Origin of the sequence: Klebsiella sp. 141203 (assembly GCF_032601985.1) — a bacterium.
GTDB classification, from domain to species: Bacteria; Pseudomonadota; Gammaproteobacteria; order Enterobacterales; family Enterobacteriaceae; genus Klebsiella; species Klebsiella aerogenes.
In genome coordinates this window covers 62,689-81,680 of the sequence record NZ_JAQIRL010000003.1, presented here as the reverse complement: position 1 = coordinate 81,680, position 18,992 = coordinate 62,689, and the positions used below count along the sequence as shown (strand labels likewise).

The following is an 18,992-nucleotide window of genomic DNA, read 5'->3' as shown; positions in this document are numbered from 1 at the left end:
AGGATTAACGTTTGTAGATGAATTCGACGCCTTCTTCGTCGTCTTCGTCCCAGTCGTCATCCCAGTCTTCGTCATCTTCTTCCAGTTCGGCTTCTTCAAGCTGCTGACGGTGATAGTCGTCCCACATGAACTCGACTTTCTCCGGCTTCTGCTCTTCTTCCGCCTGCACGATTGGGTTTTCGATGATAAAGGTCATCACGTCCCAGCACAGGTCTTTAACGCCCTGCTGGCTGGCCGCGGAGATCAGATAGAATTTATCTTCCCAACCCAGCGCTTCGGCGATGGCCTTCGCTTTGGCTTCAGCCTCCGCTTTGTCCATCAGGTCAATCTTGTTGAAGACCAACCAGCGCGGTTTAGAGGCCAGCTTCTCGCTGTATTTCTCCAGTTCGCCGATGATAATGCGCGCATTCTCAACCGGATCGGAACCGTCGATAGGCTCGATGTCGATAAGGTGCAGCAGCACGCGGCAGCGTTCGAGGTGCTTAAGGAAGCGAATACCAAGGCCAGCGCCTTCCGCCGCGCCCTCAATCAGCCCCGGAATATCGGCGACCACAAAGCTCTTCTCGTTGTCCATACGCACCACGCCCAGGCTCGGCACCAGGGTGGTAAATGGATAATCGGCTACTTTCGGCTTCGCCGCGGAGACCGCGCGAATGAAGGTGGATTTACCGGCATTCGGCATCCCCAGCATCCCCACGTCGGCCAGCAGCATCAGTTCGAGCTGCAGATCGCGCTTATCGCCCGGCGTACCCATGGTTTTCTGACGCGGGGTACGGTTAACGGATGATTTGAAGCGCGTGTTGCCCAGACCGTGCCAGCCGCCTTTTGCGACCATTAAACGCTGACCGTGCTTGGTCATATCGCCCATGGTCTCGCCGGTCCCCTGGTCGATGACGCGGGTCCCTACAGGCACTTTCACCGTAACATCTTTACCGCGTTTACCGGTGCAGTCGCGGCTCTGACCGTTCTGTCCGCGTTCTGCGCGGAAAGATTTTTCGAATCGATAGTCGATCAGGGTGTTGAGGTTCTCGTCCGCTTCCAGCCAAACGTCGCCGCCGTCACCGCCATCACCGCCGTCAGGGCCGCCTCGCGGAATATATTTTTCGCGGCGGAAGCTAACGCAACCATTGCCGCCGTCACCTGCTACGACCAGGATCGTTGCTTCATCTACAAACTTCATTTTACTCTCCGTAAATCATTCGCCTGAGCGGGGCAGCGGTACAACCGCCTCTCGCTTGCGCCAACGTCCCCAAAGACGATGGCCAATGGCGGAATACATCGCGCCCGCAACCACGACAAACGCACCGAGATAACCAATCAGGTTTAACATCGGTCTGGCGAAAACATCGGGCCAGGCCATTGATAATAAATCAGAAAACAGTAGCGTAAACAGTGGCGTTAAGGTAATTAACGCGCTGACCTGCGCCGCCTGCCAGCGCGCCATGGCTTCCGCCAGCGCCCCGTAGCCGACCAGGGTATTCAGCCCGCAAAAAATCAGGCAAGCCAGTTGCCAGTCGCTCAGTTGGGAGATAACCCCCGGTTTAGCGAGCGGCAGTAAAGCAATCGTACATAAAGTGTACAGCAAAAATAGTATCTGCTGTGATGCCAGGCGCCGCAATAACACCTTTTGCGCGACTCCGTAGCTTACCCACACCGTTGCCGCTGCGACACCAAAAATTACCCCCCACGTGTAGTCCGTGAGACGGGTAAAGATTTCAATCAGGCTGGTGTTGAAGAACATCACCAGCCCGCTGAGCAACATCAGCGCTCCCACAACCTGGGTACCACGCATGCGCTCTTTCAGAATCACAACGCTTGCCACCATCATACCGACCGGCGATAGCTGGCCGATGACCTGGGAGGCCGTTGGACTGAGATATTGCAGGGAAGAGCTGAACAGAATGAAGTTACCGAACAAACCGCCGGTAGCAATCGCTAATAAAACCAACCAGCGCGGCTTGCGAAAAATTCGCAGCGGCGGCAGCTTGCCTTTGATGGCGAGGATCGCGCCAAGACCAATACTGGCCATCAAAAAGCGATAAAAGACCACCGTTGGCGGCTCCATCACTTCGAGAACCTGCTTCATTGCAATTGGCAGTGCTCCCCAACACATCGCGGTGGTTAGCGCCAAAAGAATGCCAATGCCGGCCTGCTGCTTCATGATGCCCGTTTTCCCTGCAGAAATTTTTTCCGGGATTCTAATGTAAAAAGCCCCGCAACGTGTTGCGGGGCTTTCATCCGTCACCAGGACGCGAAAAACTTATTCAGCAACGATGCTGATGAATTTACGGTTTTTCGGGCCTTTAACTTCGAACTTGACTTTACCGTCAGTCAAAGCGAACAGAGTGTGGTCACGGCCGCAACCAACGTTGGTGCCAGCGTGGAATTTAGTACCACGTTGACGAACGATGATGCTACCTGCCAGAACTGCTTCACCGCCGAAACGTTTTACGCCCAGACGTTTAGCTTCTGAATCGCGACCGTTACGAGTCGAGCCGCCAGCCTTTTTATGTGCCATTTAAATCTACTCCCTCAAGTCTTAGGCGCTGATGCCAGTGATTTTCACATCAGTGAACCACTGACGATGGCCTGCTTGCTTACGATAGTGTTTACGACGACGAAACTTAACGATTTTAACTTTCTCGCCACGACCGTGAGCAACAACTTCAGCTTTGATCACGCCGCCCTCAACGAAAGGAACGCCGATCTTGATTTCTTCACCGTTTGCGATCATCAGAACTTCAGCGAACTCAACAGCTTCGCCAGTTGCGATGTCCAGCTTTTCCAGGCGAACGGTCTGACCTTCGCTTACTCGGTGTTGTTTACCACCACTTTGGAAAACCGCGTACATATAAAACTCCGCTTCCGCGCACCTCTTCGTGTGATTCAGAGTGCGCTATAAATATTCACAATAGGGCGCGAATATTACGCAAAACGCGACCCTTTGACAAGAGCGATCATCGATCAACGCAGAAAAAAAACACAACTTTCACGCTAACGTTTATCTGCGCTGATTTTTCAGTACAATCATATCTTCTTTTAATTCTATCTTAATCCTTCTGTGATCCCACCTGGATTCGCGGTAACAGGACATTTGGCCCGGCTTTTGCGATGAATTTAGAAAAAATCAATGAGTTAACCGCGCAGGATATGGCGGGTGTCAATGCGGCAATCCTTGAGCAGCTCAACTCAGATGTTCAGCTTATCAATCAGTTAGGCTACTACATCGTCAGCGGAGGCGGTAAACGTATTCGTCCGATGATCGCCGTGCTTGCAGCTCGCGCGGTCGGCTATCAGGGGAATGCGCACGTCAACATTGCCGCACTGATCGAATTTATTCATACCGCGACCCTACTGCATGACGACGTCGTCGACGAGTCCGATATGCGCCGCGGCAAGGCGACGGCCAATGCCGCATTCGGCAATGCCGCCAGCGTACTGGTGGGCGACTTTATCTACACCCGCGCCTTCCAGATGATGACCCGTCTCGGTTCGCTGAAGGTGCTGGAAGTGATGTCGGAAGCCGTAAACGTCATCGCCGAAGGCGAAGTCCTGCAGTTGATGAACGTCAACGACCCGGATATCACGGAAGAGAACTATATGCGGGTCATCTACAGTAAGACCGCCCGTCTGTTCGAAGCCGCTTCGCAGTGTTCCGGCATCCTGGCTGGTTGCAGCGCGGAAGAAGAGCAGGCGCTGCAGGATTATGGCCGTTACCTCGGCACCGCGTTCCAGCTGATTGACGATCTGCTGGATTACAGTTCCGATGGCGAACGCCTTGGCAAAAACGTCGGTGATGACCTGAACGAAGGCAAACCAACGCTGCCTCTGCTGCACGCGATGCATCACGGTACCCCGGATCAGGCGGCGATGATTCGCGGCGCTATCGAGCAGGGGAACGGGCGCCATTTGCTTGACGCGGTACTTGAAACCATGGCGGCCTGCGGTTCGCTGGAGTGGACGCAGAAACGTGCGGAAGAAGAAGCCGATAAAGCTATCGCCGCGCTGCAGGTTCTGCCGGATACGCCGTGGCGCGAGGCGCTCATCGGCCTTGCCCATATCGCCGTTCAGCGCGACCACTAATCCCCCCTTTCTCCCGCGCGCATTGCGCGGGAGAGTTCCAATAAAATCCAATATCCTTCAAATGACGCCAGAAACCTTAATATATTCTGAATATACAGGAACAATAAGGGAACTTGTTAAAACCATATAAGAACCAGGGTATAGTATTCCAGCCGTCCGTATTGACGCGCAGACAGTTATCACCGGGAGAATTTATGGATAAGTTCATCGACTGGCATTCAGCGGATATTATTGCCGGCCTTCGCAAAAAGGGGACGTCGCTCGCAGCTGAGTCGCGACGTCACGGTTTAAGCTCTTCTACGCTTGCCAACGCGCTAACCCGTCCGTGGCCAAAGGGCGAATTGATTATTGCTAACGCGCTGGGAACCGAGCCGTGGGTTATCTGGCCATCGCGTTATCACGATCCCATTACCCATCAGTTCATCGACAGAACGCAGATGATGCGTCAGAAGAGAAATAAGACCTAATGTGAGGGAGAGCTCGATAACAGCCCCCGGACGGACGTCAGAGGGCTGCTACCGAAGCGGGATTACTCGCCTTTGACGCGTTCGATATTCGCGCCCAGAGCCTGCAGTTTATCTTCGATGCGCTCATAGCCGCGATCGATGTGATAGATACGGTCGACGATGGTCGTCCCTTCCGCAATACAACCCGCCAGCACCAGGCTTGCAGATGCACGCAGGTCGGTCGCCATGACCTGTGCGCCAGACAGCTTCGCGACACCATGGCAAATCGCGGTATTGCTTTCAATTTCCGCGTGCGCGCCCATACGGATCAGTTCCGGAATGTGCATGAAGCGGTTTTCGAAGATGGTTTCGGTGATAACGCCAGTCCCTTCAGCCACCAGGTTCAACAAAGTGAACTGAGCCTGCATGTCGGTTGGGAAACCCGGGTGCGGCGCGGTACGCACGTTGACCGCTTTCGGACGGTTACCGTGCATATCGAGGCTAATCCAGTCTTCACCGACTTCAATATCCGCGCCAGCTTCACGCAGCTTCGCCAGTACCGCATCCAGGGTATCCGGCTGCGCATGGCGGCACATAATTTTACCGCCGGAGATCGCCGCGGCAACCAGGAAGGTACCGGTTTCGATACGGTCCGGCAGTACGCGATAAACGCCGCCACCCAGACGCGCGACGCCTTCGATGGTGATACGGTCGCTGCCCTGGCCTTTGATTTTCGCACCCAGCGCGTTAAGGAAGTTGGCGGTATCGACGATTTCCGGCTCGCGCGCGGCGTTTTCGATAACGGTGGTGCCTTCAGCCAGCGTCGCCGCGCTCATGATAGTCACGGTCGCGCCTACGCTCACCTTATCCATCACGATGTGCGCGCCTTTCAGACGCCCGTTGACTGACGCCTTCACATAACCTTCTTCCAGTTTGATTTCCGCGCCCAGCTGTTCCAGGCCGGTAATGTGCAGGTCGACCGGACGCGCGCCGATAGCGCAGCCGCCCGGCAGAGAAACCTGGCCCTGGCCGAAACGCGCCACCAGCGGCCCCAGCGCCCAAATGGAAGCACGCATGGTTTTCACTAAATCGTACGGAGCACAGAAAACATTTACCGGACCGGCATCGATCCATACGGAACCATTGCGCTCGACCTTCGCGCCCAACTGACTCAGCAGCTTCATGGTGGTATCGATATCTTTCAGCTTCGGTACGTTCTGGATTTCAATCGGCTCTTCGGCTAACAGCGCGGCAAAGAGGATTGGCAGGGCAGCGTTTTTAGCGCCGGAAATGGTGACCTCGCCCTGCAGGCGAGTCGGCCCCTGAACACGGAATTTATCCATTGATTCTGTTCTCGGTTAAAAATTCATCAATGCTGTAGGGAACATCCCTACAGCTTAAAAGCCATTAAGTTTGCGATCGCGCGCCCATTCTTGCGGGGTAAACGCTTTGATCGACAGCGCATGAATGCGATTGTCGGCAATATATTCCATCAGCGGCGCGTAGATAGCCTGCTGTTTTTTTACCCGGCTCATGCCGTCGAACATCTCACCCACAGCGATAACCTGAAAGTGGCTGCCATCGCCAGAGACGTGGACTTCCTGAAGGGAGAGTGCGTTCATCAGCACGGTCTGAATTTCATGATTTTCCATGGGATCAAATTTTTCTGAGAGTGAAAACAGCCCAACATCTTAGAGGAAAGTGGCGCTGTCTTAAACAAGCAAAAAGCCCCATCGAACAGATTGATGGGGCTTTCAGAATAGCTTCAGCATTAACTCACTGAAAAAATTACGGGATCATGTCCGCCGGAAGGTTGTAAAGACTGACCAGCGTTTGCAGGTTTTCGCTTTTCCCCACCACTTGCGCCGTTTTGCCCTGCCGACGTACCAGCGCGACAAAATGAACCAGTAACGCCACCCCGGCGCTATCGACCCGTGAAACGTCGCTGAGGTCGATAGTGGATACGCCGTCGGTCGCCTGCGCGCGTGCATTCCATAGCGGCAGTATAAATTCCTGATCCAGTTCGCCGCGCAACGCCAGGCGTTCACCGTCGCGGTTCCAGCTCAGTTGTTCACTCATTATTTTTTCTGATCCAGAGTGATCGGCTGGGCTGAAATAGCTTTCAGCTGCGCGGTCAGACCATCAACGCCTTTCGTACGCAGCAGGTCGCTCCACTCGTTTTGTTTGGTGGTGATCATGCTGACGCCTTCGGCGATCATGTCATAAGCCTGCCAGTTGCCGGTTTGGGTATTCTTACGCCACTGGAAGTCCAGACGTACCGGAGGACGGCCGTTCGGATCGAGGATAGTGACGCGAATCGGAACGATGGTTGCGCTGCCCAGCGGCTGCTCAGGCGCAATTTGGTATGTCTGGCCGTGATACATCGCCAGCGCCTGACCGTAAGCCTGTTTTAGATACTCGCGGAAGGCGGCGAAGTAGGCTTCACGCTGTGCAGGCGTAGCCTCTTTGTAGTAACGGCCCAGCACCAGCGCGCCGGCGTATTTCACCTGCACGTAAGGCAGCAGTTCCTGATCGACGATATCACGCAGATAGTTCGGGTTCGCTTTGATCTTCGGCTGTTCGTTCTTCAGACGATCGAAGGTCTTCTGCGCCGCCTCGTCCATCAGCTTATACGGGTTAGTTTGATCCGCGGCATGCGCGGCGGTCAGTGGAGCAATCACCAGCATGGCGACCATGAGTAAGCGTTTAAACATATCTTGTCTCTCCTGAAATTAATGCGTCATGCCGGCCTGCGGCGTAGCGTCAGTATGACCCTCAGCCGCCGCCTTATCATTGTCAGAATTCTGATTATCGCCGCCCTTGCTGTTATAGAGGAACTGGCCTATCAGATCTTCCAGTACCATCGCGGACTTGGTGTCCTGAATCGTACCGCCGTCTTTAAGAATAGCGGTGCCCAGTTCCGGGTCTTCGAAACCGACATTCAGCGCCAGGTACTGCTCCCCGAGCAAACCAGAAGTACGAATCGCCAGCGAACTGGTATCCGGAATGTGGTTGTAGCTTTCGTCGATATCGATGGCAACGCGCGGCAGATAGGTTTTTGGATCGAGGGTGATATCCGCGACGCGACCAACCACCACGCCGCCAATACGCACCGGTGAACGCGCTTTCAGGCCGCCGATGTTATCGAAGGTCGCATAAAGACGATAAGTCGGTTCGGTACGTAACGAGGTCACGTTTGCCGCCTTCAGACAGACAAACAGCGCCGCCAGCAGCGCTGCCAGTAAGAACACACCTACCCAGATCTCATTTTTTTTCGTTTGCATGAACTTAATTCCCAAACATCAGCGCAGTCAGCACAAAATCCAGCCCCAGAACCGCCAGCGACGAATGCACCACGGTGCGCGTCGTTGCCCGGCTAATCCCAGCGGAAGTGGGGATAGCGTCATAACCATTGAATAACGCAATCCAGGTTACCGTAACGGCAAAAACCAGACTTTTAATCAGGCAGTTAACCAGATCCATTCGCCAGTCGACGGCGTTTTGCATCGCGGTCCAGAAGAACCCCGCGTCGATGCCTTTCCAGCTGACGCCAACCAGCGAACCGCCCCAGACGCCCACGGCGACGAAAATGATCGTCAACAGCGGTAGCGAGATGACTCCGGCCCAGAAGCGCGGCGAAATCACCCGGCGCAGCGGATCTACCGCCATCATTTCCATGCTGGAGAGCTGCTCGGTCGCCCGCATCAGGCCAATCTCGGCGGTTAACGCCGAACCGGCTCGTCCGGCGAACAGCAGCGCTGCCACCACCGGCCCCAGCTCGCGCAGCAGCGACAGCGCCACCAGCATACCCAGACTGGTCTCTGCGCTATAGGTCGTTAATACCAGATAGCCCTGCAGCCCCAGTACCATACCGATGAACAGCCCCGAGACGATAATAATCAGCATCGATAGCACGCCGACGTTATACAGCTGGCGTACCAGCAGCGGCGCATGCTTGCGAAATTCCGGCTTGCCCACCACGGCATTAAATAGCATTAATCCGGCGCGCCCGAAGGTCGCGGTGGTTTTGATGCCGCGGTGTCCGAGCGCTGCCAGCGCATTAAATAGCATGAGTCGTTTAACTCCCTTTGCCTAATAAATCATGGTGGTAATCGCCCGCAGGATAGCGGAACGGCACCGGGCCGTCAGCGATGCCATCAATGAACTGGCGCACGCGCGGATCGCTATTTTCACGCAGCGATTGCGCGCTGCCGTGGGCAACGATTTTCTTATCCGCCACAATGTAGGCGTAATCCGCAATGCTCAGCACTTCCGGCACGTCGTGCGATACCACAATGCAGGTCACTCCCAGGGTACTATTCAGCTCTGAGATAAGTTTAACCAATACGCCCATGGTGATGGGATCCTGTCCGACGAAGGGTTCGTCAAACATGATCAGATCCGGCTCAAGGGCAATCGCCCGCGCCAGCGCCGCGCGCCGCGCCATCCCGCCGGAGAGCTCCGAAGGCATCAGTTTCGCCGCGCCGCGTAACCCAACCGCTTCCAGCTTCATCATGACGGTGGTATGCAGCAACGCATCCGGCAACTGCGTATGTTCACGCAGCGGGTAAGCTACGTTATCAAACACGTTCATATCGGTGAATAGCGCGCCGGACTGAAACAGCATGCTCATGCGTTTACGCACGGTATACAGCCGCGAGCGCGTCATTTGCGGCACGTTTTCGCCGTCAAACAGGATCTCGCCGCTGTCCGGCGGGATCTGGCCGCCTATCAAACGCAGCAGGGTCGTCTTGCCGATCCCCGATGGCCCCATAATGGCGGTAATCTTGCCGCGAGGCACCGATAGCGAGATATCATCGAAGATGACGCGGTCGCCCCGAGAGAAACGAATACCGCGAACCTCGACTAAATTCGCCAGAGTTTGGCTCATAAAATCATCCTTACTAAACCTTCGGGCTAAGCATGGCGCTTTCTTTCACCACAAACCCAACATTTTTACAGAATCTTACCTGCCCGGGTTAGCGAAAGCTGGCATTTGTTTTACTTTTGCCACACATAAAGTCAAAATTAAGAATTCGTTACGCTGTGTACGGACGGCCAGCGAGGCGACGATTATACCTGAAGAAAGGACTTTAGATGCTCTTAGCAACGGCTCTGTTAATAATTGGTTTACTGCTGGTAGTTTACAGCGCCGATCGTCTGGTATACGCCGCTTCAATACTGTGTCGCATGATGGGGATCCCGCCGCTCATCATCGGCATGACTGTCGTGAGCATCGGTACCAGCCTGCCGGAGATCATCGTTTCCACCGCGGCCTCCCTTCACGGGCAAACCGATCTGGCGATCGGTACGGCGTTGGGATCCAATATTACGAATATTCTATTAATTCTCGGTCTTGCCGCCCTGCTCCATCCATTTACCGTGCATTCTGATATCCTGCGCCGCGAATTGCCGTTAATGTTGCTGGTTAGTTTACTGGCGGGATTTGTGCTCTACGATGGCCAGCTGTCGCGTCTGGATGGTCTGTTTTTACTGGCGCTGGCCATACTATGGCTGGTGTTCACTCTAAAAATAGCGCGCCTGGCGGAACGTCAGGGCAGCGATAGCCTGACGCGGGAACAGCTGGCGGAGCTGCCGCGCGGCGGTTCGCTGCCCGTCGCCCTGCTGTGGCTCGGGGTGGCGATGATCGTCATGCCGATGGCCACCCGCATGGTGGTGGATAACGCCACGGTGCTGGCGAACTATTTCGCCATTAGTGAACTGACGGTTGGCTTAACGGTTATTGCTATCGGCACCAGCCTGCCGGAACTGGCCACCGCCATCGCCGGCGCACGAAAAGGGGAAGACGATATCGCCATCGGGAATATCATTGGCGCCAATATTCTTAACCTCGTGCTGGTGCTCGGGCTGCCGGCGTTAATCGCCCCTGGCGCCTTCCCTGCCGAAGCTTTTACGCGCGACTACAGCGTGATGCTGCTGGTGAGCGCGATCTTCGCGCTGCTGTGCTGGCGGCGTAAACGGCAGCCGGGTCGCGTAGCGGGCGCCTTGCTGGTCGGCGGCTTTATGGTTTGGTTGGCGCTGCTGTTTTGTTCAGCGCCGTACTTCGTTGAATGAATTGGGATAACATCATGTCGCAAATAGATTTGCCAACGGATTTTGACTTTCAACAGGCAGGACGTCAGGTTCTGGAAATTGAACGTGAAGGTCTGGCCCAGCTCGATCAGTATATTAATGAAGATTTCACCCGCGCCTGTGAGACGATTTTCCGCTGCGGCGGTAAGGTCGTCGTGATGGGTATGGGCAAATCCGGTCATATCGGGCGCAAAATGGCGGCGACCTTCGCCAGTACAGGTACCTCGGCTTTTTTTGTCCACCCCGGTGAAGCCGCGCACGGCGATCTGGGGATGGTGACGCCGCAGGATGTGGTCATCGCGTTATCTAACTCCGGTGAATCCAATGAAATCCTGGCGTTGATTCCGGTGCTTAAACGCCAGCAGGTGCCGCTTATCTGCGTCACCAGTCGTCCGGATAGCAGCATGGCGCGCGCCGCCGATATTCATCTGTGCGTGAAAGTGCCGAAAGAAGCCTGTCCGCTAGGTCTGGCGCCGACCTCCAGCACCACCGCCGCGCTGGTGATGGGCGACGCCCTCGCCGTGGCGCTGCTCGAAGCGCGCGGTTTTACCGCCGAAGATTTCGCCCTGTCGCACCCCGGCGGCGCACTCGGTCGTAAGCTGCTGCTGCGGGTCAATGATATTATGCATACCGGCGACGAGATCCCCCACGTCGGCCTGCAGGCTACCCTGCGCGACGCGCTGCTGGAAATCACCCGCAAAAATCTGGGCATGACGGCCATCTGCGATGACGAGATGAATATCATCGGCATCTTCACCGACGGCGATCTGCGCCGCGTCTTCGATACCGGCGTCGATATGCGCAACGCCAGCATCGCTGAAGTCATGACTCCAGGCGGGATCCGCATTCGTCCGGGCATGCTGGCGGTAGATGCGCTCAACCTGATGCAGTCCCGCCATATCACCTGCGTGCTGGTTGCCGATGGCGACCGACTGCTAGGTGTGGTACATATGCACGATCTGCTGCGCGCTGGCGTAGTGTAAGTAAGGATAAAATAATGAATAATGCTGATGCCCAGGTCGACACCTGCTACGGGCCGGTAAGCCAGGAATTTATCGACCGGGCGGCGAAGATCCGTTTACTGATCCTCGACGTCGACGGCGTGCTTTCCGACGGCCTTATCTATATGGGCAACAACGGCGAAGAGCTGAAAGCGTTTAACGTCCGCGATGGCTACGGGATCCGCTGCGCGCTAACTTCCGGTATTGAAGTCGCGATTATTACCGGGCGAAAAGCTAAACTGGTAGAAGACCGCTGCCAGACGCTGGGCATTACGCATCTGTATCAAGGTCAGTCCGATAAGCTGTTGGCGTTTCGTGAATTATTAAGCAAACTGGCGGTTCGCCCGGATGAAGTGGCTTATATTGGCGACGATCTGATCGACTGGCCGGTAATGGCGGAAGTCGGTTTAAGCGTCGCCGTCGCCGATGCGCATCCGCTGCTGCTGCCACGGGCGAATTACGTCACGCGAATTAACGGCGGACGCGGCGCGGTACGCGAAGTCTGCGATTTGTTACTATTGGCGCAGGGCAAGCTTGATGAGGCCAAAGGGCAATCAATATGAGTAAAACCAGACGTTGGGTTATCATCTTACTATCGCTGGTCGCGTTGATCCTGATCGGCCTGAACCTGGCGAGTACGGACGACACCGCGACCGTCGCGGTCAATCCTAACGATCCGACGTATAAAAGCGAGCATACCGATACCGTGGTGTACAGCCCGGAAGGCGCGCTGAGCTATCGTCTGATAGCCGAGCATGTCGAATACTTTTCCGAACAAGAAGTATCGTGGTTCACCAACCCGGTGATGACCACCTTTGATACCAATAAGGTTCCGACCTGGTCAATCAGAGCGGATAAAGCCAAGTTAACCAACGACCGTATGCTGTATCTTTACGGCCACGTTGAGGTCGACGCGTTGAGTCCCGACTCTCAACTGCGCAAAATTACCACCGATAACGCGCAGGTAAACCTGGTGACCCAGGATGTAACCTCTGACGATATGGTGACGTTATACGGAACAACATTTAATTCCAGCGGCCTGAAAATGCGCGGGAACCTACGCAGCAAAAATGCCGAGCTGATTGAAAAGGTTAGAACCTCTTATGAAATTCAGAACAAACAAACTCAGCCTTAACATTGCGCTCGCAAGCGCGCTTCTGGCCGCCAGCCTGCCGGCTCTGGCAAAAACCGGCGATACCGATCAGCCGATTCACATCGAATCCGATCAGCAGTCGCTGGATATGCAGGGCAACGTCGTGACCTTCACCGGCAACGTAGTCGTCACCCAGGGGACCATTAAGATCAATGCCGACAAAGTCGTGGTTACCCGCCCTGGCGGTGAAAAAGGCAAAGAAGTGATCGACGGTTTCGGCAATCCGGCCACCTTCTATCAGATGCAGGACAACGGTAAGCCGGTGAAAGGCCGCGCGTCGAAAATGCATTATGAACTGCAGAACGATTTCGTGGTGCTGACCGGCAACGCGCATCTGGAACAGCTGGATAGCAATATTCAGGGCGACAAAATCACCTATCTGGTGAAAGAGCAGAAAATGCAGGCCTTCAGCAACAAAGGCGGTCGCGTGACTACGGTGCTGGTGCCTTCGCAGTTGCAGGACAAAAGCGGCGATCAGCAGAAGAAAGGTAAGTAATCCGTTATGGCAACATTAACTGCAAAAAACCTCGCCAAAGCCTACAAAGGCCGCCGCGTGGTGGAAGACGTCAGCCTGACCGTCAACTCCGGTGAAATCGTCGGCCTGCTGGGCCCGAACGGCGCCGGTAAGACCACCACCTTTTATATGGTAGTGGGCATCGTGCCGCGCGATGCCGGCAACATTATCATTGACGATGAAGATATCAGCCTGCTGCCGCTACATGCCCGCGCGCGCCGCGGCATCGGTTACCTGCCGCAGGAAGCCTCTATTTTCCGCCGCCTGAGCGTCTACGATAACCTGATGGCGGTGCTACAAATCCGCGACGATCTCAGCAGCGAGCAGCGTGAAGATCGCGCTAAAGAGCTGATGGAAGAGTTCCACATCGAACACCTGCGCGATAGCCTGGGTCAGGCGCTCTCCGGCGGTGAACGCCGCCGCGTCGAAATCGCCCGCGCGCTGGCGGCGAACCCGAAATTCATCCTGCTGGATGAACCGTTCGCCGGGGTTGACCCTATCTCCGTTATCGATATTAAACGTATCATCGAACACCTGCGCGACAGCGGGCTGGGCGTACTCATTACTGACCATAACGTCAGGGAGACGCTGGCGGTTTGTGAACGAGCTTATATCGTAAGCCAGGGCCACCTCATCGCCCACGGCACCCCGCAGCAAATCCTTGAAGACGAGCAGGTAAAACGCGTGTACCTTGGGGAAGACTTCAGACTCTGATAGGGTAGAGGTTATAGACGTTTTAGCCGGAGATATTGACCCTGAACATGAAGCAAGGTTTGCAATTAAGGCTAAGCCAACAGCTTGCCATGACGCCCCAACTGCAGCAGGCTATCCGCTTGTTGCAGCTGTCCACGTTAGAACTCCAGCAAGAACTCCAGCAGGCGCTGGAGAGTAACCCGTTGCTTGAGCAAACCGATCTTCACGAAGAGGTTGAGACCACAGAAGCCGAGGACCGCGAATCTCTGGATACCGTCGACGCGCTCGAACAAAAAGAGATGCCGGATGAGCTTCCGCTGGACGCCAGCTGGGATGAAATCTACACCGCCGGCACGCCGTCGGGTAATGGCGTCGACTACCAGGACGATGAACTGCCGATCTATCAGGGTGAAACCACCCAGAGCCTGCAGGATTATCTGATGTGGCAGGTTGAGCTCACGCCTTTCACCGATACCGACCGCGCGATTGCCACCTCCATCGTCGATGCCGTTGACGATACCGGTTACCTTACTATTCCCATTCAGGACATTGTCGATAGTATCGAAGATGATGAAATTGGTCTTGAGGAAGTTGAAGCGGTACTCAAACGCGTGCAGCGTTTCGATCCGGTCGGCGTCGCCGCCAGGGATCTCCGTGACTGTCTGCTGATCCAGCTTTCACAATTTGCCAAAGAGACACCATGGCTGGAAGAAGCCCGGTTGATCATCAGCGAGCATCTTGATCTCCTGGCCAACCATGATTTCCGCAGCCTGATGCGCGTCACCCGCTTGAAAGAAGACGTTCTGAAAGAGGCGGTTTGCCTGATCCAGTCGCTGGATCCGCGCCCGGGGCAGTCCATTCAAACCAGCGAGCCGGAATACGTGATCCCGGATGTGCTGGTGCGTAAAGTCAGCGGCCGCTGGGTCGTCGAACTCAATTCCGACAGCATTCCGCGGCTGAAAATCAATCAGCAATACGCGGCGATGGGCAATAATGCGCGCAACGACGCCGACAGCCAGTTTATCCGCAGCAACCTGCAGGAAGCTCGCTGGCTGATTAAAAGCCTTGAGAGCCGTAACGATACCCTGCTGCGCGTGAGCCGCTGCATCGTCGAGCAACAGCAGGCCTTCTTTGAGCAGGGCGAAGAATTTATGAAACCGATGGTGCTGGCGGACATCGCCCAGGCCGTCGAGATGCATGAATCAACAATTTCACGCGTTACCACGCAAAAATATCTGCACAGTCCACGCGGTATTTTTGAGTTGAAGTATTTCTTTTCCAGCCACGTCAATACCGAAGGCGGCGGCGAAGCCTCGTCTACCGCCATTCGCGCGCTGGTGAAGAAGTTAATCGCCGCGGAGAACCCCGCGAAGCCGTTGAGCGACAGCAAGCTCACCACCATGCTCTCCGATCAGGGTATTATGGTGGCGCGACGCACTGTTGCTAAGTACCGAGAGTCTTTATCCATTCCGCCGTCAAACCAGCGCAAACAACTGGTCTGACACAACCGATAAGGAAGACACTATGCAGCTCAACATTACAGGACACAACGTCGAGATCACTCCTGCTATGCGCGACTTCGTTACCACGAAGTTCAGCAAACTGGAGCAGTTTTTCGATAGGATCAACCAGGTCTATATTGTGTTAAAAGTAGAGAAGGTGACGCAAATCGCGGACGCCAATTTGCATGTCAACGGTGGCGAAATCCATGCCAGTGCGGAAGGGCAGGATATGTATGCCGCTATCGATGGTCTTATCGATAAGCTGGCAAGACAGTTAACAAAACATAAAGATAAACTGAAACAACACTAATTGTCCGGGCGATCGCCCTTATCCGCAGCCCGCGGATAAGGGCAGCTCAGGTGAAATTATGATGAACAACGATTCCGCTCTACAACTGAGCAATGTCCTTAACCAGGATTGTACCCGTAGCCAGGTTCACTGCCAGAGCAAGAAACGCGCGCTGGAAATCATCAGCGAACTGGCGGCGAAGCAGCTAGGTTTACCGCCGCAGGTGGTCTTTGAAGCGATCCTGACCCGTGAAAAAATGGGCAGTACCGGGATCGGCAACGGCATTGCGATCCCTCACGGCAAGCTTGAAGAGGATACCCTGCGCGCCGTTGGCGTCTTTGTGCAGCTGGAAACGCCGATCGCCTTCGATGCGATCGACAATCAGCCGGTCGATCTGCTGTTTGCGCTACTGGTGCCGGCCGATCAAACCAAAACCCATCTGCATACGCTCTCGCTGGTCGCCAAACGTCTGGCGGACAAAACCATCTGCCGTCGCCTGCGCGCTGCGGTGAGCGATGAAGAGTTGTATGAGATCATCACCGAAGCAGGAAGCAGCGATGACGCTTAACGTGAGTCGCGACTTAACCTTTATCGTACTGAGGAGAAACGGTACATGGTACTGATGATCGTCAGCGGCCGCTCTGGCTCGGGGAAATCCGTCGCCCTGCGAGCGCTGGAAGATATGGGCTTCTACTGTGTGGATAACCTGCCGGTAGTGCTGTTGCCTGAGCTGGCGCGAACGCTGGCCGACCGCGATATCTCCGCGGCCGTCAGCATTGACGTGCGTAATATGCCGGAATCACCGGAAATCTTTGAACAAGCGATGCAGAATCTGCCGGAATCCTTCTCCCCGCAGCTGCTGTTCCTTGATGCCGACCGCAACACCCTGATCCGCCGTTACAGCGATACCCGCCGCTTGCATCCGCTCTCCAGCAAGAATCTGTCGCTCGAAAGCGCGATCGACGAAGAGAGCGATCTGCTTGAGCCGCTGCGCTCCCGTGCGGATCTGATCGTCGATACTTCCGAAATGTCGGTGCATGAACTGGCCGAGATGCTGCGTACTCGCCTGTTAGGTAAACGCGAGCGTGAATTGACGATGGTGTTTGAATCATTCGGCTTCAAACACGGTATCCCTATCGATGCCGATTACGTCTTTGACGTCCGCTTCCTGCCAAACCCGCACTGGGATCCAAAGCTGCGCCCGATGACCGGCCTCGATAAACCGGTTGCCGCCTTCCTCGATCGCCATACGGAAGTGCATAACTTTATTTATCAGACGCGTAGCTATCTTGAGCTATGGTTGCCAATGCTGGAAACCAATAACCGCAGCTATTTGACGGTGGCCATTGGTTGTACCGGCGGTAAGCATCGCTCGGTCTATATTGCCGAACAGCTGGCTGACTACTTCCGCTCGCGCGGTAAGAACGTACAATCTCGTCACCGGACGCTGGAAAAACGTAAATCATGACCGTCAAGCAAACCGTTGAAATCACCAACAAGCTGGGCATGCACGCGCGCCCGGCAATGAAGCTTTTCGAGCTGATGCAGAATTTCGATGCGGAAGTATTGCTACGCAACGACGAAGGCACGGAGGCGGAAGCCAACAGCGTTATCGCCCTGCTGATGCTGGATTCCGCCAAAGGACGCCAAATTGAGGTTGAGGCCAGCGGCCCGCAGGAAGTCGAAGCGCTGGCGGCGGTGATTGCGCTATTCAACGCCGGGTTTGATGAAGACTAATCATCTCCCGGCGGGATCGCGGTTAATGCAGCTTATTGGCCTGCATAAAGCCTTCGCCGCCTAACTGACGCATCTGGCGCAGGATCCACGCCTGTCGGCTGCGAACATAGCCTGACGGCGCATCGGCGCGAAAACGAATCGGGTTCGGTAATACCGCCGCCAGCAGCGCGGCCTCTGCAGGGGTTAAACGGCTGGCCGGCTTATGAAAATAGCGCTGGGCCGCCGCTTCTACGCCGAAAATACCGTCGCCAAACTCGGCAATATTCAAGTACACGGTAAGAATGCGCTTCTTGCTCCAGACCGTTTCAATGCCGACCGTCAGCCCCACTTCCAGCCCCTTGCGCAACCAGCTACGGCCATCCCATAAAAACAGGTTTTTCGCCGTCTGCTGAGAGAGCGTCGACGCGCCGCGAATTCGATTTTCATTCCGTTCGTTGTGCGCCAGCGCTTTTTCGATTGCCGGCACGTCAAAACCCCAGTGGTCGGGGAATTTCTGATCTTCAGCGGCAATCACCGCCAGCCCCATCCAGGGGGAAATCTCGTCCATCCCAACCCAATCAGAATGGGCGACATAATGAAAATCACCGGAGAACCAGGCGCTAACCTGGCGCTCCAGCATCACCGCTGAGAACGGCACCGGCAGGACGCTGAATAAGGCGATACCGCCGCCCCAGAACACCACGCAGATAAGCGCCAGGCGTAACAGCAGGCGCTTGATCATCGCCAGCGGCGCAACACGCTTACTCATTCAGCGAGAACCAGTACGCGATCGACCAGTTTCTCAATACCGCTGGCGGCCTCGGCAATATTCTGCGCCAGCATATAAGCAGGCGTAGTCACTACTTTGTTGTCTTCATCGACCACGATGTCGTCAACCGGGCACGGCACGTGCTCCGCGCCCATCTCTTCCAGCACCTCGGCAGTATCCGGATCGGTACCGATGGTTATCCGCAGCGGCGTCGGGAAAATCTTCGGCAACAGCGCCGGTGCGATACACATAAAGCCCAGCGGCTTACCCGCTTCGTGCATCGCCAGCGTTAGCGTCTGCAAATCGCGGTCAACCGCGCACTCACTCCCCTGGGCGGCAAAATTACTCAGGTTTTTCGCCGCGCCAAAGCCGCCGGGCACAATCAGCGCATCCAGCTCGTCCGCGCGGGCGCTGGCCAAAGGCTGAATAGCGCCGCGCGCCAGGCGCGCCGCTTCAATCAGCACGTTGCGGCTTTCCGCCATCGTTTCGCCGGTCAGATGGTTGATCACGTCGCTTTGCGCCTTATCCGGCGCAAAGCAAACCGCCTGCGCGCCGCGACGCGCAATGGCCAACAGGGTAATGACCGCTTCATGAATTTCTGCGCCGTCGTAAACGCCGCAGCCGCTTAGTACCACGCCAATCTTCTTCATCTTGCTAACCCCTTAGCGCAACTCTATGAAACAAGTAAATAATTTTGATTTACTCGCTATGCTTCACATATTTTACCGATTCA

The 18,992-nt window shown here is 55.4% G+C and carries 26 protein-coding genes; 13 read left to right on the top strand and 13 right to left on the bottom strand.

The window, feature by feature from the left end:
- Positions 1-4: 4 nt before the first annotated feature.
- The 4 genes from cgtA to rplU form a co-directional block, all read right to left on the bottom strand.
- On the bottom strand, positions 5-1,180 hold the full coding sequence (cgtA, locus tag PGR29_RS12975) for an Obg family GTPase CgtA (protein WP_045377966.1): 1,176 nt from the start codon (positions 1,178-1,180) through the stop codon (positions 5-7).
- Between the two features lie 15 nt (positions 1,181-1,195).
- On the bottom strand, positions 1,196-2,161 hold the full coding sequence (locus tag PGR29_RS12970; protein WP_015369509.1) for a DMT family transporter: 966 nt from the start codon (positions 2,159-2,161) through the stop codon (positions 1,196-1,198).
- Positions 2,162-2,260: 99 nt separating this feature from the next.
- The gene (rpmA, locus tag PGR29_RS12965; RefSeq protein ID WP_002434222.1) at positions 2,261-2,518 is read right to left on the bottom strand and encodes a 50S ribosomal protein L27; all 258 of its coding nucleotides are present in this window, start codon (positions 2,516-2,518) and stop codon (positions 2,261-2,263) included.
- 21 nt (positions 2,519-2,539) lie between these two features.
- Complete coding sequence (rplU, locus tag PGR29_RS12960; protein WP_015703604.1) at positions 2,540-2,851, bottom strand: 50S ribosomal protein L21; 312 nt, start codon at positions 2,849-2,851, stop codon at positions 2,540-2,542.
- 260 nt (positions 2,852-3,111) lie between these two features.
- Here rplU and ispB point away from each other — a divergent pair, with 260 nt between their 5' ends.
- Both ispB and sfsB read left to right on the top strand, forming a co-directional pair.
- A complete protein-coding gene (ispB, locus tag PGR29_RS12955; RefSeq protein WP_045394958.1) occupies positions 3,112-4,083 on the top strand; it encodes an octaprenyl diphosphate synthase in 972 nt (323 codons plus the stop codon).
- Between the two features lie 194 nt (positions 4,084-4,277).
- Positions 4,278-4,550: a DNA-binding transcriptional regulator SfsB gene (gene sfsB / locus PGR29_RS12950; protein WP_087859930.1), complete on the top strand. Its 273-nt coding sequence runs from the start codon at positions 4,278-4,280 to the stop codon at positions 4,548-4,550.
- Between the two features lie 62 nt (positions 4,551-4,612).
- On the opposite strand, the gene murA is transcribed toward sfsB, so the two are convergent.
- The 7 genes from murA to mlaF all read right to left on the bottom strand — a co-directional run bounded on the left by murA (position 4,613) and on the right by mlaF (position 9,420).
- Complete coding sequence (gene murA, locus PGR29_RS12945) at positions 4,613-5,872, bottom strand: UDP-N-acetylglucosamine 1-carboxyvinyltransferase (protein WP_045394960.1); 1,260 nt, start codon at positions 5,870-5,872, stop codon at positions 4,613-4,615.
- A 54-nt stretch (positions 5,873-5,926) separates the two neighbouring features.
- Positions 5,927-6,181, bottom strand: a complete 255-nt coding sequence (gene ibaG / locus PGR29_RS12940; RefSeq protein ID WP_015369504.1) for a BolA family iron metabolism protein IbaG — start codon at positions 6,179-6,181, stop codon at positions 5,927-5,929.
- A gap of 136 nt (positions 6,182-6,317) precedes the next feature.
- Positions 6,318-6,608, bottom strand: coding sequence for a lipid asymmetry maintenance protein MlaB (gene mlaB, locus PGR29_RS12935; RefSeq protein WP_015369503.1), 291 nt, complete (start codon positions 6,606-6,608; stop codon positions 6,318-6,320).
- Positions 6,608-7,243, bottom strand: a complete 636-nt coding sequence (gene mlaC, locus PGR29_RS12930) for a phospholipid-binding protein MlaC (RefSeq protein WP_015369502.1) — start codon at positions 7,241-7,243, stop codon at positions 6,608-6,610. The genes mlaB and mlaC overlap by 1 nt, the downstream gene beginning before the upstream one ends.
- 18 nt (positions 7,244-7,261) lie before the next feature.
- Positions 7,262-7,813: an outer membrane lipid asymmetry maintenance protein MlaD gene (mlaD, locus tag PGR29_RS12925; RefSeq protein ID WP_045378020.1), complete on the bottom strand. Its 552-nt coding sequence runs from the start codon at positions 7,811-7,813 to the stop codon at positions 7,262-7,264.
- A 4-nt stretch (positions 7,814-7,817) separates the two neighbouring features.
- Entirely contained in the window at positions 7,818-8,600 is a 783-nt protein-coding gene (gene mlaE, locus PGR29_RS12920) for a lipid asymmetry maintenance ABC transporter permease subunit MlaE (protein WP_015369500.1), read from the bottom strand.
- Between the two features lie 7 nt (positions 8,601-8,607).
- Positions 8,608-9,420, bottom strand: a complete 813-nt coding sequence (mlaF, locus tag PGR29_RS12915) for a phospholipid ABC transporter ATP-binding protein MlaF (RefSeq protein ID WP_015369499.1) — start codon at positions 9,418-9,420, stop codon at positions 8,608-8,610.
- Positions 9,421-9,626: 206 nt separating this feature from the next.
- Here mlaF and PGR29_RS12910 point away from each other — a divergent pair, with 206 nt between their 5' ends.
- From PGR29_RS12910 to npr, 11 genes are read left to right on the top strand one after another with little or no spacing between them, the layout of a single operon-like run.
- The gene (locus tag PGR29_RS12910) at positions 9,627-10,604 is read left to right on the top strand and encodes a calcium/sodium antiporter (RefSeq protein WP_113373138.1); all 978 of its coding nucleotides are present in this window, start codon (positions 9,627-9,629) and stop codon (positions 10,602-10,604) included.
- 14 nt (positions 10,605-10,618) lie between these two features.
- Entirely contained in the window at positions 10,619-11,605 is a 987-nt protein-coding gene (gene kdsD / locus PGR29_RS12905) for an arabinose-5-phosphate isomerase KdsD (RefSeq protein ID WP_015369497.1), read from the top strand.
- A 14-nt stretch (positions 11,606-11,619) separates the two neighbouring features.
- Positions 11,620-12,186, top strand: coding sequence for a 3-deoxy-manno-octulosonate-8-phosphatase KdsC (gene kdsC / locus PGR29_RS12900; RefSeq protein WP_015369496.1), 567 nt, complete (start codon positions 11,620-11,622; stop codon positions 12,184-12,186).
- Positions 12,183-12,758: an LPS export ABC transporter periplasmic protein LptC gene (lptC, locus tag PGR29_RS12895; protein ID WP_015369495.1), complete on the top strand. Its 576-nt coding sequence runs from the start codon at positions 12,183-12,185 to the stop codon at positions 12,756-12,758. The genes kdsC and lptC overlap by 4 nt, the downstream gene beginning before the upstream one ends.
- Entirely contained in the window at positions 12,727-13,272 is a 546-nt protein-coding gene (gene lptA, locus PGR29_RS12890) for a lipopolysaccharide ABC transporter substrate-binding protein LptA (RefSeq protein ID WP_015369494.1), read from the top strand. Before lptC ends, lptA begins: the two co-directional genes overlap by 32 nt.
- A gap of 6 nt (positions 13,273-13,278) precedes the next feature.
- Positions 13,279-14,004, top strand: a complete 726-nt coding sequence (gene lptB, locus PGR29_RS12885; protein WP_004206203.1) for an LPS export ABC transporter ATP-binding protein — start codon at positions 13,279-13,281, stop codon at positions 14,002-14,004.
- Positions 14,005-14,051: 47 nt separating this feature from the next.
- Positions 14,052-15,485, top strand: coding sequence for an RNA polymerase factor sigma-54 (gene rpoN, locus PGR29_RS12880; protein ID WP_045377984.1), 1,434 nt, complete (start codon positions 14,052-14,054; stop codon positions 15,483-15,485).
- 22 nt (positions 15,486-15,507) lie between these two features.
- Positions 15,508-15,795 carry a ribosome hibernation promoting factor gene (hpf, locus tag PGR29_RS12875; protein WP_004125711.1) on the top strand — a complete coding sequence of 96 codons (288 nt, stop codon included), beginning with the start codon at positions 15,508-15,510 and terminating at the stop codon, positions 15,793-15,795.
- A gap of 58 nt (positions 15,796-15,853) precedes the next feature.
- Positions 15,854-16,342, top strand: a complete 489-nt coding sequence (gene ptsN / locus PGR29_RS12870; RefSeq protein WP_015369492.1) for a PTS IIA-like nitrogen regulatory protein PtsN — start codon at positions 15,854-15,856, stop codon at positions 16,340-16,342.
- Between the two features lie 45 nt (positions 16,343-16,387).
- Positions 16,388-17,242, top strand: coding sequence for an RNase adapter RapZ (gene rapZ, locus PGR29_RS12865; RefSeq protein ID WP_015369491.1), 855 nt, complete (start codon positions 16,388-16,390; stop codon positions 17,240-17,242).
- Positions 17,239-17,511, top strand: coding sequence for a PTS phosphocarrier protein NPr (gene npr, locus PGR29_RS12860; protein ID WP_002918431.1), 273 nt, complete (start codon positions 17,239-17,241; stop codon positions 17,509-17,511). Before rapZ ends, npr begins: the two co-directional genes overlap by 4 nt.
- Positions 17,512-17,533: 22 nt before the next feature.
- Here the strand turns inward: npr and mtgA are convergent, their stop codons facing one another.
- Both mtgA and elbB read right to left on the bottom strand, forming a co-directional pair.
- Positions 17,534-18,259 carry a monofunctional biosynthetic peptidoglycan transglycosylase gene (gene mtgA / locus PGR29_RS12855; protein WP_113373140.1) on the bottom strand — a complete coding sequence of 242 codons (726 nt, stop codon included), beginning with the start codon at positions 18,257-18,259 and terminating at the stop codon, positions 17,534-17,536.
- Positions 18,256-18,909 carry an isoprenoid biosynthesis glyoxalase ElbB gene (gene elbB, locus PGR29_RS12850; protein WP_213316676.1) on the bottom strand — a complete coding sequence of 218 codons (654 nt, stop codon included), beginning with the start codon at positions 18,907-18,909 and terminating at the stop codon, positions 18,256-18,258. Before elbB ends, mtgA begins: the two co-directional genes overlap by 4 nt.
- Between the last annotated feature and the right edge of the window lie 83 nt (positions 18,910-18,992).